Origin of the sequence: Nocardia transvalensis NBRC 15921 (assembly GCF_000308875.1) — a bacterium.
Taxonomy (GTDB): Bacteria; Actinomycetota; Actinomycetes; order Mycobacteriales; family Mycobacteriaceae; genus Nocardia; species Nocardia transvalensis.
On the sequence record NZ_BAGL01000010.1, the window covers coordinates 1 to 15182 of the forward strand.

A 15182-nucleotide genomic window follows, 5' to 3' on the forward strand; every position below is an offset into this window, starting at 1 on the left:
GTGCGTGAGTGCGCCGAGACAGCTGGTGCAGTTCGGCGCCGTCATCCCGGCGTCCAGCGCCCGCCGCACCGACGTCTCGCCGATCCGGTAGACCGTTGCGGCGCCCGCGGATTCGACATCGGCGACCAGGGCGATGCGGCTCTGCAGATCCGGGACCAGCGGGCCCGGCGCGACGATCGTCAGGTCGGCCTGGACCAGCACATGGTCGACCGGGTCCGGCAGTGCGGCGTCCATCTCGGACTCGGCGTCGGAGACGCTGCCGTGCAGCAGGGCCCGTCCCGCCGAGGTGAGGGCGCCGCGTCCGACGAGTCCGAGCGCGGCGGCCTCCGTCAGCGTGTGTTCGACCGCGTCCGTGCGAAAGTGCCTGCGCCAGCGCGGCTGCCGCCAGGCCAGCACACGGGCGATATCGGCCGGGGTGAGCGCCGCGCCGGGCTGCTGTTCGGCCAGCAGGGCGAGGATGGCCCGCCGGTCGCGGGGCGCGTGCACGGTGCGCAGTTCGAGCGACAGTGCGGCCAGGGGTTTGTCGTTCGCGTCGCGCCGGCCGATCATCCACGGGAAGCGGTCCAGTTCCAGCCACGCCTGTGCGAGCACGGCCCAGCGCCGGGCCGCGGGGCTGTCCAGCCAGCCGTCGGCGGCCGAGGTGGGCGCCCAGAACTCGTCGACGGTATCGGAGGGCGGGGCCGGTTCGGGAGTTCCCTTGTCCAACAGGCGAGCCGCCGCCAGCACCTCGGCGAGCAGTCCCACCCGGTTCTCGTCCACACCGGTCTGCTTGGTGATGCGGCGCAGTTCGCGCACGCCCAGGCCGCCGGAGCGCAGCGCGGGCGCGGGGGTCTGGCCCAGCACCTCGAGAATGTCGGCGCAGTGGCGCAGCAATTCGCCCGTCTCGGTGGCCGCGGCGGCGTTGGCATCGGCGGCGGTGTGCTTGACCGGTTCGGGGGCCGGGGGTCGCAGGGCGTGCGGATCGGTCACCGGCTCGCGGCGGAGGACCTGTCCCACCGCGGGCGGCAGTTCGACGGTCTCCTCGTCCACCCAGTCGAGCAGCCGCACGGCCAGCAGGCGTTGGATCGGGCGCTCGGGCGGGGTGCCCGGGGCGGCGTCGCGGGTGCGGCCGCGGGGGCCGGTGGTGGCCAGCTTGTCGAGCAGGGCCCGCTCGGCCGGGCCGATCTCGCTCAGCGCCGCACCGATTTCCGGCTCGGTGAGCGCGTCCGGGATCTCGGTGGTGCTGCCGAGCGGCCAGGGCAGCGCGTCCTTGGCCGCGGCGACGAGGTACAGCTTGTCGGCGCCCCACGCGAGAGCGCGGTCGGTGAGCCGGGCCACGGCGGCGTCGACGCTCGCGGCCGGTACCCGGTCGCCCAGCAGGTCGTGCAGGCGGGTGCGGGGGAGCGGGGCGGCCTTCCGGCCGGGATAGGCCGCGTCGTGTACCGCCAGGGTCTCGATGATGGCGAATTCGAGGGTGTCGAGTTCGTCGGTGGCGCGCAGGACCGAGGCGCGCTGTTCGGCCCGCGCCGCCAGCACGGACATCGAGGACGGCAGCGGGACCGCGAGATCGGGCCGCAACTCGAGCAGGGTCACCAGATCGTCGTCGGTGCGAGCGGCCAGCCAATCGGCCAGCGGTACGCCGTCGGCCGCCCCTGGCCTCGCGGGGTGTTCGTCCCCGGCCCGGGGTGCGTCGTCGGTCGTGGTCATCCCGTCCAGCGTACGGCCGGGCGCGGTGGACCGCTGGGCCCGCCGCCCACACCGACCCGGCCGGGCCATGACCGATCGGTTTCATGCCAGAATGAGGCCGTGGTGAACAAATCGAAGAAACCTTATGTCGACAACGGATGGCCGAAGCTGGCCAACGGTGACCATGCGGTCACCGAACTGTCGTCGACCCGTTCGGGTGGGCTCTCGCCCTACGGGGAGGACACCGAATTCCCGGTGCCCGCCGACGAGATGCCGTACGTGCATCCGCACACGGTCATCAACCGCTGACCGCGCACACGACAAGGCCCCCGTGACCGAATGGTCCGGGGGCCTTGGTCGTTGGCTCGAAATCGGCCTCGAATGCCTCAGTTGGGCAGGAGGCCCTTGTTCGCCTCGAAGAAGTCGACCACGCCCGGGTCGAGCTTGACGTTGTTGGCCTTGGCGGCGTTGAAGACGTCGATCGCCTGCTGCGGCACCTGGATTCCCTGGGCCTGAGCGATGGAGAGAGCCTTGTCGACGGCCTGGAAGACTTCCTGGCTGCCGTCGGTGGTCTGCTGCGGCTGCGCCTGCGGGGCGGGCTGGCTCTCGGTGGTGGGGCTCCAGTGCGGCTGCGCCTGCTGGGCGGGAGCGGCCGGCGCGGTGCGCTGCTCGGCGGCGCCGCTCAGTCCGAGACGGGACGAGCAGGAGGGCCATGCGCCCCAGCCCTGGCTGGCGAGAACCTTCTCGGCGACCGCGATCTGCTGGTCGCGGCTGGCCTGGTTGGCCGAGGGGGCGTATTCGGTGCCGCCGTGCGCGGCCCAGGTGCCCTGCGAGAACTGCAGTCCGCCCTGGTAGCCGTTGCCGGTGTTGATTCCCCAGTTACCGCCGGATTCGCACTGCGCGAGCTGATCCCATTCGTTGTCGGGAGCCGCGGAGGCGTTACCGGCGAGAGCGATACCTGCGCCGCTCACGATCGCACCCGTGACGGCGACCTTGGCGACAGTGCGGCCGGTGTTGGTCGGCTTGCGGTGGCGTCCACTCATATCGGGTCGTCTTCCTCTCGTACGCGCCTGCGAGGTGAGCTGTCGGGTTCGGACTGAGAGGCCGTCCGGTCCCTGAGCGCCTCGCGGCCCTCGGGGACTTCACCCCAAGGAAGTGATCTGGCGGACCACTCCCGCTTCCCTGCGTAGGGAACGTGGGTTCCCCGCCCTCGCCCCTGTTTCCGTCGGGGTCCGTACCCGCGGGGCGAGGCTCGGTGCGGCGGGCCGGTGGTTCCGGGACTGCTCCCGGCTGGGTTAGACCGTACGACGATCCGCGGGAAAAATCACTATTTGGTAACCGGCGTGTATGGATGGGTCACGGTCCGGCCCAACACCTTCCGTCAGGCGTCTGTGCAGGTAAGTGCGGCGTGTCTCGGTAGAGCATCGACCGTGACCGTCTCGTGACCGTTCTGTTATGTGATGAAGATCACACGTGTAGGGGATAACGTATCTGGCAAATCAGGGGGTGGCTCAGCGCGCGCGGCGCCCGGACCGCAGCGCGAAGATCACCGCGAGCAGCAACCCCAGCGGCGTTCCGGTCACGGCGATCAGATAGAGCGCCAGTCCCGGTGTGCCGTCCGTGACGACCGGGGTGAGCAAGATGGCGACGATCGCCAGCGCGCCGATCGCGAAGAGGCCCAGGGCCGCGTACAGCAGCAGATCGCCGGATCGGCGCGACGGGCGGTGCGAGGAAGACTCGGGCATTACTGCACCGTAAAACTGGTGTGCTTCGGGTATCGGCACCGGGGTAGACTCGATGGCACTCGCGTCCTGCATACCTGTGTAGGGCGCGTTCTTTTCGCACAGGGAAATGTCCCGGAATCGATTCCGGGACAACGATTGTGCCCGGGTGGTCCGGGCATCGAAGACGAACGGGTGAGCGCAGTGCCGACCGGCAAGGTGAAGTGGTACGACGTCGAAAAGGGCTTCGGCTTCCTTTCCCAGGATGAGGGGGAGGACGTCTATGTTCGGTCGTCTGCGTTGCCCAAGGGTGTCGAGGCGCTGAAGCCTGGGCAACGAGTGGAATTCGGGATGGCGGCGGGCCGGCGCGGCCCCCAGGCGCTGAGCCTCAAGCTGCTGGAGCCGCTGCCCTCGGTGCGCGGCGCCCAGACCCGCAAGGAGCCCCCGGCTCATCCGCGCAAGGCCCCCGACGACCTGCACGGCATGATCGAGGACATGATCACCCTGCTGGAGGCCAAGGTGCAGCCGGACCTCCGCAAGGGCAGGTACCCCGACCGCAAGACCGCCCAGCGCATCGCCGAGGTGGTGCGGGGGGTCGCGCGGGAATTGGACCACTGATCCCGGCCGAAAGCGTGCCGGGACAGGGGGGCGAGGTGGCGTGTCGTCTCAGGCCGCGGTGCGAATCGACCAGGCCTGGTAGGGGGCGAAGGATTCCGCTCCGGTCTCGTCCCGGGTCGGGATCACCAGCTGGATCTCCACGCCGGCCAGGCGCAGGTCGGGCTCCGGGCGCGAGGGGACGGTGACCGCGAGGGTGCCCTCGGGGTAGTCGCGGTAGGACCCCAGGCGCTGGACGGCGGTGCCGTCGGGCAGCGTGTACTCGAGCACCATGACCCACGGCGCGTCGGCGATGTGCTTCGGCAGCGACAGTTGCAGCGGGGCGCCCGAGGTCGTGTCGAGGGTGACCGTGGTGGCGCTCTCGCGGCACTGCAAACCCAGCTGGCCGTTGGCATCCGACTGCGAGACCGTGCAGAAGCGATACGGCGGGACGGTGGCCGACGTGCCGTGCGCGTAGGCGGTGATCCGCGGGTCCGCCTCGGAATGGCCGCGGACCGCGACGGCCACCACCGCGGCGACGGCGACCACCACGACGAGCACCGCAGCGCCCGCCAGCGCGAGGATCGTGCGGGTGCCGGGCTTGGTCATGGCTGTTCGTCCTGTCGGTCGTCGGAATCGGTACTAGGCGGCCGGATGCGGCGCGTCGCCGGCCACTTCCTGGGTGGCGTGCTGCGGCCGGTTACCGCCCAGCCCGGGCAGTAGCGAATGACCACGGTAGCTGACGAACGTCTGGATCAGCCCCACCGCGAGCACGGCCGTGGCGACCGCGAAGCCCTTCCAGTACGACGTCGGCAGCAGCACCCCGCCGGCGCCTCCGATCACCCAGGCCAGCTGCAGCACCGTCTCCGAGCGCCCGAATCCGGACGCGATCGATTCCGGCGGCAGATCGTCCTGAATGGAGGCGTCCAGCGACACCTTCGCCAGCGCGCTCCCGCCCGCGGCCACCAGGGTGGCCACCGCCGCGCCCAGCAGGTTGTTGGCGAACGTCGCGAACAGCGCGACGATTGTGCAGGCGGCCGTGCAGATCAGCACGATCAGCGACGGGCGCCCGAGCTTCATCCGCGCGCCCGTGGCATTGCCGGTGAAGTTGCCGACCGCCGCCGCCGCGCCGACCACGCCGAGCATCGCGGCCTGCTGCACCGGGCGGTGCTCGGTCGACTTCGCGACGAACGCGACATAGAAGGTGAGGAATCCGGTGAGCACGCGGATCGTGCCGTTACCCCACAGGCCGGTCACCACCGAGCGGCCCAGCGGCTGCCGTCGCTTACCCGGCTTGGCCGGTTTCTCGCCGTCGCGGAGGGTCTCGGTGTCGCCGCCGTGGTAGCCGAGGGTCGCGGGCACCTCGCCCTCGGTGACCTCGACCCAGGACGGGATGCGCAGGCTCAGATAGGTCCCGGCGCCGGCGATGAGGGCGGCCAGCGTCAGCGCGCCCGGCGAACCGGCGACCGCGGCCACCAGCCCGGCCACCGCGCCCGCCCCGAGGGTGCCGCCCACCAGCCCGAACACCGTGAGCCGGGAGTTGGTGCGCACCAGGTCGATTCCCGGTGGCAGCACCCGCGGCGTGACCGCGCTCTTGAGTACGGCGAACGACTTACTCAGCACCATCATGCACAGCGCCAGCGGATACAGCGCCCAGCTGTCCACATTGAAGATCAGCAGGATCGCGATCACCACGCGCGCGGCGAACGAACCGGCCAGCGCCAGCCTGCGCCCGCGCTGCAGGCGGTCGAGCAGGGGGCCGATCAGCGGCGCGATCAGCGCGAACGGCGCGATCGTGATCAGCAGATACAGCGCCACTTTCGATTTGGACTCGGCCGAGGCGGCGGCGAAGAACAGGGTGTTGGCCAGGGCGACGCCGAGGGCGGCGTCCAGCGCGAAGTTGGCCATCGTCGCGTAAACCAGTGCGGTGAGCCCGGATTCGTCGGCGCCGTCGGCCTTGGCCGCGCGCTGGAAGGTGTTGATGCCCTTCTCGGTGAGTTCGCGGCTGCGCATCGCCACGACGCGGGTCACCGTCAGCTTGCGCGGAACGTGGTGCTGTTCCGGGGTTGTCGCGGGGTCTGCCTGCGGTTCCGGCGTGGTCGCGGGCTCGTCGGGTAGCGCGCTCCCGCGCGGGGGTAGGTCGCGCGGCGGCTCCCCGGCCGACATCCGGCGCGTGACGAACGCGGGCACGTCGGAGTCGCCGCCACCGGGTAGCGGCGGCAGAGGACGGCGGGACGAGGCACTCGGGGGCGGCGGGTATCGGTCGTAACCGGGGTGCCGCGAGGTGAGCGGATACTCCTCGCCGTCCCACGGACCTGGATCGGTTCCGGAGGAATCGCGGGAGGCAGCCACACATCGAGTCTATGGGTCCGGCCGCCGTGCCGTTCACGCCGGGACGAAGCGGACCTCCAACAGGACCGGCCAATACTTTCCCGTGATGAGAAACCGGTCGGTACCCGGCAGCTGGGCGATGCCGTTGAGGACGTCGGCGCCGGCGCGATCGGCGGGGGACAGCAGGCCACCGGCATCGATATCGGCGAGTACCGCGCCGGTGTCGGGATCGATGCGCAGGATGTGGTCGGTCGGCCAGACATTGGCATAGACCGAACCGTCTGCGGCGCAGTCCAGTTCGTTGAGTTTCGCGTTGCGGTGGCCGGCCAGCCGGACCGATCCGGTGACGGCGAAGGTGGCCGGGTCGCGGAAGGTGAGGGTACCGGTGCCGTTGCTCATGACGAGGCGGTCGCCGTGCGTGCACAGCCCCCAGCCCTCACCGTCGTAGCCGGCCCGCCCGCGTTCGGCGAGGGTCGCCGGATCGCGCGCGAAGGCCGTTCCGTCCTTCCAGGTGAGTTGCCACACAGTCGGCCCGGCCCGGGTGACGCCCTCGCCGAAGTACTCGGCGGGGAGTTCGGCGCGGGCGCGGACGGCGCCGGTGTCCGGATCCGAGGCGCGCACCTCGGATCGGCCCTCGAGGCCGGTGCTCTCGTAGAGCGTTCCGCCGTCGATCTCGAGGCCCTCGGTGAAGGCCGCGCGGTCGTGCGGGCGGGTCGCCACGACCTCGACGCGCAGCTTCGGGGTGGTATCGGGGGTTCCGCACGCGGCGGCTCCCGTCGACACCGCGGCCAGCAGGATCGGCCCGGTCGCGGCCCACGCACGGCGTTTGCGCTTCATACGGCAAAATGTAGGGCGTGAGCGCAGTTTCTGTTTCGGAGTCCGGCGTGCGACCGATCCTGGCGGGGGCGGTCGACCTGGCCCGTCGTGCGCTAGGGGAGTTGCAGCCGACCGGCGTCGGTGACCATCTGGGCGTGACCGCGGAGGACGAGTGCGCGGCCACGCATCACTTCGAGGCCACGCTGCCCGGCTATCGCGGGTGGCAGTGGGCCGTGGTGGTGGCGGCGCCCCCGGAGGCCGACCACGCGACGGTGAGCGAGTCGGCGCTGCTGCCCGGCCCGGACGCACTGGTCGGTCCCGATTTCGTGCCGTGGGATCAGCGTGTGCGGCCCGGCGACCTGGCGCCCGGCGACCTGCTCGCCCCGCCCCCGGGCGACCCGCGCCTGGTGCCCGGGTACCTGGAAACCGGGGATCCGGTGGTCGACGAGGTGGCCGAGGAGATCGGCCTGGGCCGCCCGCAGGTCCTCAGCCGCGAGGGTCGCGAGGAGGCCGCCGAGCGCTGGTACTCCGAATACGGACCCGACACCGAGATGGCCCGTGCGGCCCCGGGAACCTGCGGCGTGTGCGGCTTCTTCGTCCCGCTGGCCGGGGCGCTGCGCGCCGCCTTCGGCGTCTGCGGCAATGCCATGGGCGCCGACGGCCACGTCGTCCACACCGAATACGGCTGTGGCGCCCACTCCGATACGCCCGCCCCCGCCGGCTCCGGCTCGCCCCTGTACGAGGCCTACGACGACGCCGCCGTCGAGGTCGTCCCGCAAGAGGAACTCCGCCCGTCCGCTCAGGACACCTCCGAGCCCGGGCGTGTCGAGGGCGACGATGCGGACACACCCGTCACGGCTACGTCCGAAGACGAGGCCGACACACCCGCCGCGGACGCTCGCGCAGACGAGCCGGATTCCCCCGCCGCCGACGCGGGTGAATCCGCTGGCGCCGAGGCCGACGGCGAGAACGATTCGGTCGATACGGGTTCCGCCACCATCGTCGGTGCGGGAGAAGCGGGCGTGCCCATCGGCGATGCCGTGACGGAATCCTCTGCGGCCGCTCCGGCGGAGACCGACCTCGTCGAGGCGGATAGTGCGGCGCAGGTCGAGGCACCGTCCGAAGCCGTGCGGACCGACTCTGCGGATGACCGTCCCGCCGCGACAGACGAGCGCGCGGTCGGCACCACCGCACCGGTGGACTCCGATCGGCACTCCGCCGCGGCCGAGGATCCGGCGGACGCGCCGGTCACCGACGCCGTGGGTACCGGCGCACGCCAGGACGAGGTCGGCGAATCCGCCACGGCCGCCGCAGGTCTCACCGCCGACGCACCGGCCGAAGCCGCGTCCCCCGAACCCGCCGAGGGCTCCTCGCCCGAGCTTGCGAACGATGTTCCGACCGGGCCTACGCCGTCGCCGGCCACCGACATTGCCGAGGACACGACGGCCGAACCGTCCGCGCCCGCCGAGCCTGTGCAGGCTGAGTCCACCGAGGGTGGATCGGCCGAGGGTGCCTCGTCGGTGCCTGTTGAGAGTGCGTCGGCTGAGGTCGCTGAGGCTGTGTCGGCCGAGGGTGTCTCGTCGATGCCCGTTGAGAGTGCGTCGGCTGAGGCAGTGTCGTCCGAGAACGCTTCGTCGGTTCCTGCCGAGGATGTTTCGCCCGAAGCCGCGTCGTCCGTACCCGTCGAGAGTGTGCCGTCGGAGAGCACTGAGGCTGCGCCTGGTGAGGACGCGTCGTCCGGAATCGCGAAAGATACGGCAGCTGAGGGGGAGCAGGAGGCTCCTCGGGGGCAGTACAGCGAGGGGTGGGGTGTGGCGGCGGTGCGGGTGCAGCGCGGTGAGTCCGGGGCTGCGGGGGAGAGCTGAGCGGCGTCGGGGTGGTGGCCGATCCGTTCGGGACGGAGGCGCTGCGGGCGGGGGTGCTCGCCGCCTGGCGGGATTCGCCGACTCGGCTGCGTGAGGACGCCGCCACCGAGGCTGATCTGGTGCGGGCGGGGTACCGGGATCGGCTGCTGACCGAGCTGGCGCAGAATGCGGCGGATGCCGCGGCCAAGGCCGGCGTACCCGGGCGGCTCGCGGTGTGGCTCGACGGGCGGGCGCTACATATCGCCAATACCGGTGTGCCGCTGGAGACTTCCGGCGTCCACGCGCTGACGGCGCTCCGGGTGTCGGCCAAGCCGGGCGCGGGATCCACCGTCGGCAGATTCGGTGTCGGTTTCACCGCCGTGCTGTCGGCGGGCGACGAGGTCGAGTTCCGCTCCAGGACGGGCTCCCTCTCCTTCTCCCGGTCGAAGACATGGGAACAGTTGCGCGACAACGACATCCGCATCCCCGACGATCCCGGCGCCTTCGTCCCGCCGGTGCTGCGCCTGGCCTGGCCCATCGCCGACACACCCGCCGATGGCTTCGACAGCGAGGTCGTCATACGGCTCGCCGCCGATATCGATATCGATGCCCTGCTGGCCGCCATGCGCGCCGAGGCCGTCGACCTCCTCGTGGAACTGCCCGCACTGCGTTCCATCCGCATCGAGGACGACGAAACCACCGGTGCGGTAACCGATCTCGGTGAGGGGGTGCAGGAACTCCGGATCACGGCTCCCGGCGAGGACGACCGCGTCTGGTGGCAGTACGCGACCGACCGCGCCCGCTGGCTGCTCCCCGTGCGGTCCGGCCGCCCGCGTCCGGCCGAACCCGATGTGCTGCGCGCCCCCACCCGCTCCGACGAGGAACTGTCGCTCCCGGCCCTGCTCGTGGCCGACATTCCGATGCAACCCGACCGCCGTCGCCTGCTCCCCGGCTCCGCGATCGCCGAATTGGCCGCGGGCTACGCTGATTTCGCCCGCGCCCTGCCGCCGCGCGACCGCCTCGTCCTGGTCCCCGCGCCCGGATTCGCTCGCGGCGAGGTCGACGGACTGCTGCGCGAGGCCCTCGTCGCCGAACTCCGCACCACGCCGTGGCTGCCCGTCGTCGCTACCGGCGCGGACCCGGAACTCACCGCCGCGCCCGTGCGCGCCACCGTATTCCCCGGCGCCACAGCGGAATTGGCGGAGCTACTGGCCGAGATGGTCGGCCCGCTGGTGACGGTGGAACTCTCCGGCCGCGCCGAGACCGAGGCCCTGGCGACACTCGACGTGCACCGCATCGGCCTGACTCGCATCGCGGAACTGTCCATCGGCCTCGACCGCGCGCCGCAGTGGTGGTACTCGCTCTACGACGCGCTGGAACCGTTCGTCACCGATCCGCTGTCCGTCGAGGAACTGGGCGCCCTGGCGGTGCCGCTGGCCGACGGACGCCTCGTCACCGGCCCGCGCACGGCCGTGCTCGACGATCGGCTGGAGCTGCCGATCCCGGTGCGATGGGCCCGCCTCGTGCACCCGGAGGCCGCGCATCCCCTGCTGGGCCGGCTCGGCGCCCGCCCGATCACGGCCGCGGACCTGCTCGAGGATCCGGCGCTGCGGGCGGAACTGGAGCACGAGCCGGGCGACCCGGACACCGTCGACGCCGTCCTGAGCCTCGCCGCCCAGCTGGCCGCGCCCGGTCCGGACGCCGCACTGCCCTCCTGGCTGGGCCTGCTGGAACTCCCCGACGACACCGGCGCAACACTGCCCGCCGACGAACTGCTACTCCCCGATGCCCCGCTGGCCGGAGTGCTGGTGGCCGATTCCCCCTTCGGCACGGTCGATCCGGCGCTGGTCGAGCGGTACGGCGCGGCGCCGCTGCGCGCCCTCGGCGTCGGCTGGGGATTCACCGTCGTCACCGAGAGCGATCCGACCGGACCGGACCACCATCTCGACGACGAGGAGCGCTGGTGGGAGAGCCTGCCGGAGGATCCGCCGGAGTTCGCCGCCGTGCGCGACCTGGACCTGGTGGACGATGCCGCGTGGCCGAACGCGTTGCGGCTGTTGCTGTCCGAACCCGCGACCCGCCGCCTGCTCGCCGACCGCGACGGCTACACCACCTGGTGGCTGCGCCGGCACGCCCGCGTCGACGGGATGCCCCTCGGCCTGTTCCGTGCCCCCGCCGATCCGGTCTTCGCCGATCTGCTCCCGGAACTGGCCGGATTCGCGCCCGCCGACCTGGATGCCCTGCGCGGCGTGCTGGCCGATCCGGCCACGATCACCCCCGAACTGGCCGCGGCACTGCTGGAGGCACTGGCCGATCCCGCGAAAACCCCTGCCCCCGAGGCGATTTCCCGCACGCACGCCCTGCTCGCCGCGGCGGCGGACACGCTGGACCTCGACGATCTCGCCCTGCCCGAGCGGGTCCGCGCCCTGTCCGGTGCGGTTATCGATCCGGCCGATGCGCTGGTGCTGGACCGGCCCTGGTACGGCCTGGCCGTCCCGCCGGATCGGCTGGTGGTCGGCGATATCGAATCCGCGCCCGCGCTGGCCACGCTGCTCGATCTGCCGCTTGTCTCGGAGGCGGTGACGGCGGAGATCGTCGGCGACGGCACGCCGACCGGCTGGGCCGCCGAACCCCTCGGAGTCGTCCTGCGCCTGCAATTCGGCCTGCCGCCCCTGGAGGGCCCGCTCGTGCTGCACGAGCGGCTGCGCGTCCGGTTGTCCGGTACGTACGAAGCGACCGTCGCGGTGCCCTGGTGGCGCGCGGACGGCGCCACGCACGTCCAGCGGCAGCCCACCCCGGAGTGAGTGTCAGCCCGCGTACGAGGTGACCATCTCCGCGAGCACGTCGAGCTGGCCGCGCACCGCGGCGCTGTCGTTGTCCACCAGCCAGCGCAGCACGATGCCGTCGATAACCGACAGCGTGAAGCGGCTCAGGGTCTGGACCGGGACGCGCCATTCCGTTCCGGTGGCGTCGCGGGCGTGCTCGAGGACATCGGCGACGGTGGAGTCGTTGAACGCGTACTGTTCTCGCGCAATAGCGAGTTTCGCCGGAGTCTGTTCACTTTCCCGCAGCGCGTATGTGGTGGTCTCGTAGGTCAGCAACTGACGTTCGGGCGTCGCTTCGATGTTCAACCACAGAAGTTCGAGGCTTGCGCGCACCAAACTTTGAAGCGATTCTTTTCCACTTCCGACGTCCTGCCAGACCGTTTCGTTGGTCTCCACGGAATCGCGTAATTCCATCGACAACGCCTTGACCAACTCGGTCATCAGCGCGTCCTTGTTTTCGAAACAGTAATGCACCACACCGAGCGAAACACCTGCTGCCTGAGCCACATCGCGTGTGGTCACACCGGCTACGCCCTTTTTTTCGGCGAGTCCGATGGCCGCCTCGATAAGGTGGGCTCGACGTTCTTCGACGCTCAATCGGGAGGACACTCAACGCAGTTAAGCGGCAAGGAGCCGAACAGTCAATTCGCGCGCCGTAAAAGTGTGTCGTGGGCGTGTGACCAAGAGGTAGGACGAATCGCTTACAGACCCGTCTGCGCGCCCTTGTCGCCGCGGCGCGCACCCCGGCGCTGGATGACGAAGATGGTGTAGGCGAGCAGACCCACGACCAAGCCCATCAGACAGATCGGCCGGGCGTCGGCCCAGTCGTCGACGAACCACACCACCACGGTCGCGACGGCCCACAGCGCGGTTCCGACCGCGAGGACCGGCCGGGGGTCGGTCAGCCGCGGCGGGATTTCCGGCACGTTCTGTGTCACGATGTCCACCTTACGGCGTGAACGGGCGTCACCCGCGTGGCGTTCCCGTATCGTTTGCCTCTGTGACAACGCCTTCCGATGTCCGTGCGCTGGCCGCCGAGCTCTCGTTGACGGTCGTGCGTCTGACGCGACACCTGCGAGGCCGCCGAGCCGATGCGCAGATCTCGCTGACCCAGCTGTCGGCGCTGGCCACCCTCAACCGCGAGGGGGCGATGACACCGGGGGCGCTGGCGGCCAAGGAGCGGGTGCAGCCGCCGTCGATGACGCGCGTGATCGCCTCGCTGTCGGAACTGCAACTGGTGGAACGCAAGAACCACCCCACCGACGGCCGCCAGGTCATCGTGTCGCTGTCGGACGCCGGACTCGCGCTGATCCAGGACGAGAACAACGCGCGCGAGGCGTGGATGACCGAGCGGCTCGCCGAACTGCCGCCCGATCAGCTGAAGGTCCTGAACGACGCGGTCTCCATCATGAAACAGATTGTGGCCGAATCGGAGTAGCCGGTCAGCGCACGAATACACTGTCGCTGGGCACGATCTCCCGCCCCAGCGGCATCAGCGAGACCGGGACCAGTTTGAGGTTCGCCCAGCCGAACGGGATCCCGATGATCGAGACGAACAGCGGGATGCTGGTGACCACGTGCCCGATCGCCAGCCACAGCCCGGCCACCAGGAACCAGATGATGTTCCCGATCAGCGACGGCACGCCCGCGTCGGGCCGCGCCACCACCTCCCGGCCGAACGGCCACAGCACGTACGCCGCGATGCGGAACGAGGCGATGCCGAACGGGATGGTGATGATCAGAATGCAGCAGACGATCCCCGCCAGCAGGTAGCCCACCGCCAACCAGAAGCCGGCGAACACCAGCCACAGCACGTTCAGCACGAACCGGATGAGCGACACATCCCCAGCATGCCAGCCCCCGCCCGCCCACGCACCCCCTCCACCCTCCCGCACGGTTTCCAGAGCGTCGGACGGGCGCGGGAGGCGGGAACGGGGTGGTCAGAAGAACCAGCCGAGTTCGGGGGAGCGTTCGGCGGTGAGGGCGGCGTCGAAGGCGCGCAGGGCCTCGGAGTCCTTGGCGCGCAGGCGGTTCGCGGCCGCGAAGACGCGGGCGCGGTGGGCGCCGAGGTAGAGGCTGCCGAGGACGTCGATGCCGAGTTCGATATCCGGTTCGCGGGTGGTCGGCTCGCAGACGGCGTCGCCGCCGCGCACGCGCAGGGCGAACGTGCCGCCCGCCTCGCGGAACGGGTCGTGCACCTCGAGGACGACGTCCAGGTCGCCCTGGTAGCCGCGAGCCGACAGCGCGGCCGGGACGTCCATCACCCGGACCCACACCCCGTCGTAGCGGCCGGTCGTGCGGACCAGGCGCGGATCGGTGAGCAGATAGGGGAGCGGGTCGTCGTCGACGATCTGGGCGTCCACGGTGGTGATCAGGTCCAGGCCCAGCAGCACCCGCCACAGCGCGGCGTGGGCCTCGTCGGTGACCGCCTTCAGCTCGATCACCGCGGCCGTCAGGTCGGGTCCGGACCGCTCGTGCCGGTACAGCGCGTACCCGTCGGCGTGCACGAGGGCGAAGATCGCGTTGTGATCGCCGAAGCGGGCCAGTTTGGTCTGCCACGCCGGATCCGGTTGCGCCTGACCGCCCGGTATCCGCCGCCGCCAGCGGTCGTAGATCCGCGGCAGGATCTCGATCGCGTCGTCCAGCCGCGTCAGCTCGACGCCGCCGGGATCCGGTGCGGTGGGCCGGAATTGGGCGAATCGGCGGTCGATCGTCACCCGGTTCTCGATCACCCCGGGCCCGTAACCGAAGCGGCCGTAGATGGTGCCCTCGCTGGCGGTGAAGATGGTCAGCGGGAGTCCGGCGGCCTCGGTCCGCCGGTGCATCTCCGTGTACATCGCGCGCAGGATGCCGCGCCGCCGGTGCGTGGGCGCCACGGCGACGCCCGCGACCCCGTTCGCGGCGACGGTGCGCTCACCCGGGACCGTCAGTGTCATGGTCGTGTCCTGGGTATGGCCGACGAGCCGGTCGCCGTCGAGCGCGACGACACGGCGCTCCAGCGGGAACAGCAGCGGGCCCTGTTCGGTGTAGACCCGCTCCGCCTCGGGCGTCAGCGGTCCGCCGAACGCGTTGGCCAGCAGGGTTCTGATGGCGGGCAGGTCCGCCTCGGTCGCCGATCTGATCGTGATGCCGGATGGGATCGCCATCGTTCGACGATCGCACGCGGCAGGGGGACAACGCACGTGATTAACGGCCGCCGCGCCGGAGCGCGGAGGGCCCGACACCGTTGTCGTACGCGCCTCGTTGCGCGCACCGGCCGCTCCGCACATCCGAACTCCGGGGGCCCGGCTCGCACCGGTGACCTGTCCGGCCAGCCGTCCCCTCCCAGTACGCGGCCGGCGCGATGCGAGCCGGGTATTCAGCGAGGCGATCGGCCTCGCTGAATA

At 71.0% G+C, this 15182-nt stretch carries 14 protein-coding genes, 1 pseudogene and 1 riboswitch; of the genes and pseudogenes, 5 read left to right on the forward strand and 10 right to left on the reverse strand.

All coding sequences use genetic code 11. From position 1 onward, the window contains the following. The coding region (locus ON41_RS04715) for a helicase-associated domain-containing protein (protein WP_157185356.1) at nucleotides 1-1686 on the reverse strand (1686 nt) is incomplete at its 3' end. Between the two features lie 99 nt (nucleotides 1687-1785). Between ON41_RS04715 and ON41_RS04720 the strand changes: the two genes are divergently transcribed. Next, entirely contained in the window at nucleotides 1786-1974 is a 189-nt protein-coding gene (locus tag ON41_RS04720; RefSeq protein ID WP_040745479.1) for a hypothetical protein, read from the forward strand. A 77-nt stretch (nucleotides 1975-2051) separates the two neighbouring features. Here ON41_RS04720 and ON41_RS04725 read toward each other — a convergent pair whose 3' ends face one another. Both ON41_RS04725 and ON41_RS04730 read right to left on the reverse strand, forming a co-directional pair. After that, on the reverse strand, nucleotides 2052-2708 hold the full coding sequence (locus ON41_RS04725) for a transglycosylase family protein (RefSeq protein WP_040745480.1): 657 nt from the start codon (nucleotides 2706-2708) through the stop codon (nucleotides 2052-2054). Nucleotides 2709-2717: 9 nt separating this feature from the next. After that, a riboswitch (cyclic di-AMP (ydaO/yuaA leader) is annotated at nucleotides 2718-2903 on the reverse strand. 273 nt (nucleotides 2904-3176) lie between these two features. After that, on the reverse strand, nucleotides 3177-3410 hold the full coding sequence (locus ON41_RS04730) for a hypothetical protein (protein WP_040745481.1): 234 nt from the start codon (nucleotides 3408-3410) through the stop codon (nucleotides 3177-3179). Nucleotides 3411-3590: 180 nt separating this feature from the next. On the opposite strand from ON41_RS04730, the gene ON41_RS04735 reads away from it, so the two are divergent. Then, nucleotides 3591-4004, forward strand: a complete 414-nt coding sequence (locus tag ON41_RS04735) for a cold-shock protein (RefSeq protein WP_040745482.1) — start codon at nucleotides 3591-3593, stop codon at nucleotides 4002-4004. A 48-nt stretch (nucleotides 4005-4052) separates the two neighbouring features. Here the strand turns inward: ON41_RS04735 and ON41_RS04740 are convergent, their stop codons facing one another. From ON41_RS04740 to ON41_RS04750, 3 genes are read right to left on the reverse strand one after another with little or no spacing between them, the layout of a single operon-like run. Then, a complete protein-coding gene (locus ON41_RS04740) occupies nucleotides 4053-4589 on the reverse strand; it encodes a DUF2771 domain-containing protein (RefSeq protein WP_040745483.1) in 537 nt (178 codons plus the stop codon). Between the two features lie 33 nt (nucleotides 4590-4622). Continuing rightward, nucleotides 4623-6332 carry an MFS transporter gene (locus tag ON41_RS04745; RefSeq protein WP_051160972.1) on the reverse strand — a complete coding sequence of 570 codons (1710 nt, stop codon included), beginning with the start codon at nucleotides 6330-6332 and terminating at the stop codon, nucleotides 4623-4625. A 33-nt stretch (nucleotides 6333-6365) separates the two neighbouring features. Continuing rightward, on the reverse strand, nucleotides 6366-7148 hold the full coding sequence (locus ON41_RS04750; protein WP_040745484.1) for a glutaminyl-peptide cyclotransferase: 783 nt from the start codon (nucleotides 7146-7148) through the stop codon (nucleotides 6366-6368). A 47-nt stretch (nucleotides 7149-7195) separates the two neighbouring features. On the opposite strand from ON41_RS04750, the pseudogene ON41_RS04755 reads away from it, so the two are divergent. Continuing rightward, nucleotides 7196-7942, forward strand: a pseudogene (locus ON41_RS04755) (DUF3027 domain-containing protein); the annotation flags it as partial. A 1064-nt stretch (nucleotides 7943-9006) separates the two neighbouring features. Then, nucleotides 9007-11775, forward strand: coding sequence for a sacsin N-terminal ATP-binding-like domain-containing protein (locus ON41_RS04760; protein ID WP_040745519.1), 2769 nt, complete (start codon nucleotides 9007-9009; stop codon nucleotides 11773-11775). 3 nt (nucleotides 11776-11778) lie between these two features. Here ON41_RS04760 and ON41_RS04765 read toward each other — a convergent pair whose 3' ends face one another. Both ON41_RS04765 and ON41_RS04770 read right to left on the reverse strand, forming a co-directional pair. Next, nucleotides 11779-12393, reverse strand: coding sequence for a TetR/AcrR family transcriptional regulator (locus tag ON41_RS04765; RefSeq protein WP_221332832.1), 615 nt, complete (start codon nucleotides 12391-12393; stop codon nucleotides 11779-11781). 104 nt (nucleotides 12394-12497) lie between these two features. Beyond that, nucleotides 12498-12734: a DUF2530 domain-containing protein gene (locus ON41_RS04770; protein WP_040745521.1), complete on the reverse strand. Its 237-nt coding sequence runs from the start codon at nucleotides 12732-12734 to the stop codon at nucleotides 12498-12500. Between the two features lie 62 nt (nucleotides 12735-12796). Between ON41_RS04770 and ON41_RS04775 the strand changes: the two genes are divergently transcribed. Then, nucleotides 12797-13234, forward strand: coding sequence for a MarR family winged helix-turn-helix transcriptional regulator (locus ON41_RS04775; RefSeq protein ID WP_040745486.1), 438 nt, complete (start codon nucleotides 12797-12799; stop codon nucleotides 13232-13234). A 4-nt stretch (nucleotides 13235-13238) separates the two neighbouring features. Here the strand turns inward: ON41_RS04775 and ON41_RS04780 are convergent, their stop codons facing one another. Continuing rightward, on the reverse strand, nucleotides 13239-13628 hold the full coding sequence (locus ON41_RS04780) for a YccF domain-containing protein (RefSeq protein ID WP_218003357.1): 390 nt from the start codon (nucleotides 13626-13628) through the stop codon (nucleotides 13239-13241). 108 nt (nucleotides 13629-13736) lie between these two features. Beyond that, entirely contained in the window at nucleotides 13737-14942 is a 1206-nt protein-coding gene (locus ON41_RS04785; protein WP_040745490.1) for a GNAT family N-acetyltransferase, read from the reverse strand. Nucleotides 14943-15182 lie beyond the last annotated feature (240 nt).

Excerpts from the sequence above, each read along its gene's own strand:
- ON41_RS04725 (WP_040745480.1), bottom strand. The coding sequence starts at position 2,708 with ATGAGTGGACGCCACCGCAAGCCGACCAACACCGGCCGCACTGTCGCC.
- ON41_RS04730 (WP_040745481.1), bottom strand. The coding sequence starts at position 3,410 with ATGCCCGAGTCTTCCTCGCACCGCCCGTCGCGCCGATCCGGCGATCTG.
- ON41_RS04740 (WP_040745483.1), bottom strand. The coding sequence starts at position 4,589 with ATGACCAAGCCCGGCACCCGCACGATCCTCGCGCTGGCGGGCGCTGCG.
- ON41_RS04750 (WP_040745484.1), bottom strand. The coding sequence starts at position 7,148 with ATGAAGCGCAAACGCCGTGCGTGGGCCGCGACCGGGCCGATCCTGCTG.
- ON41_RS04785 (WP_040745490.1), bottom strand. The coding sequence starts at position 14,942 with ATGGCGATCCCATCCGGCATCACGATCAGATCGGCGACCGAGGCGGAC.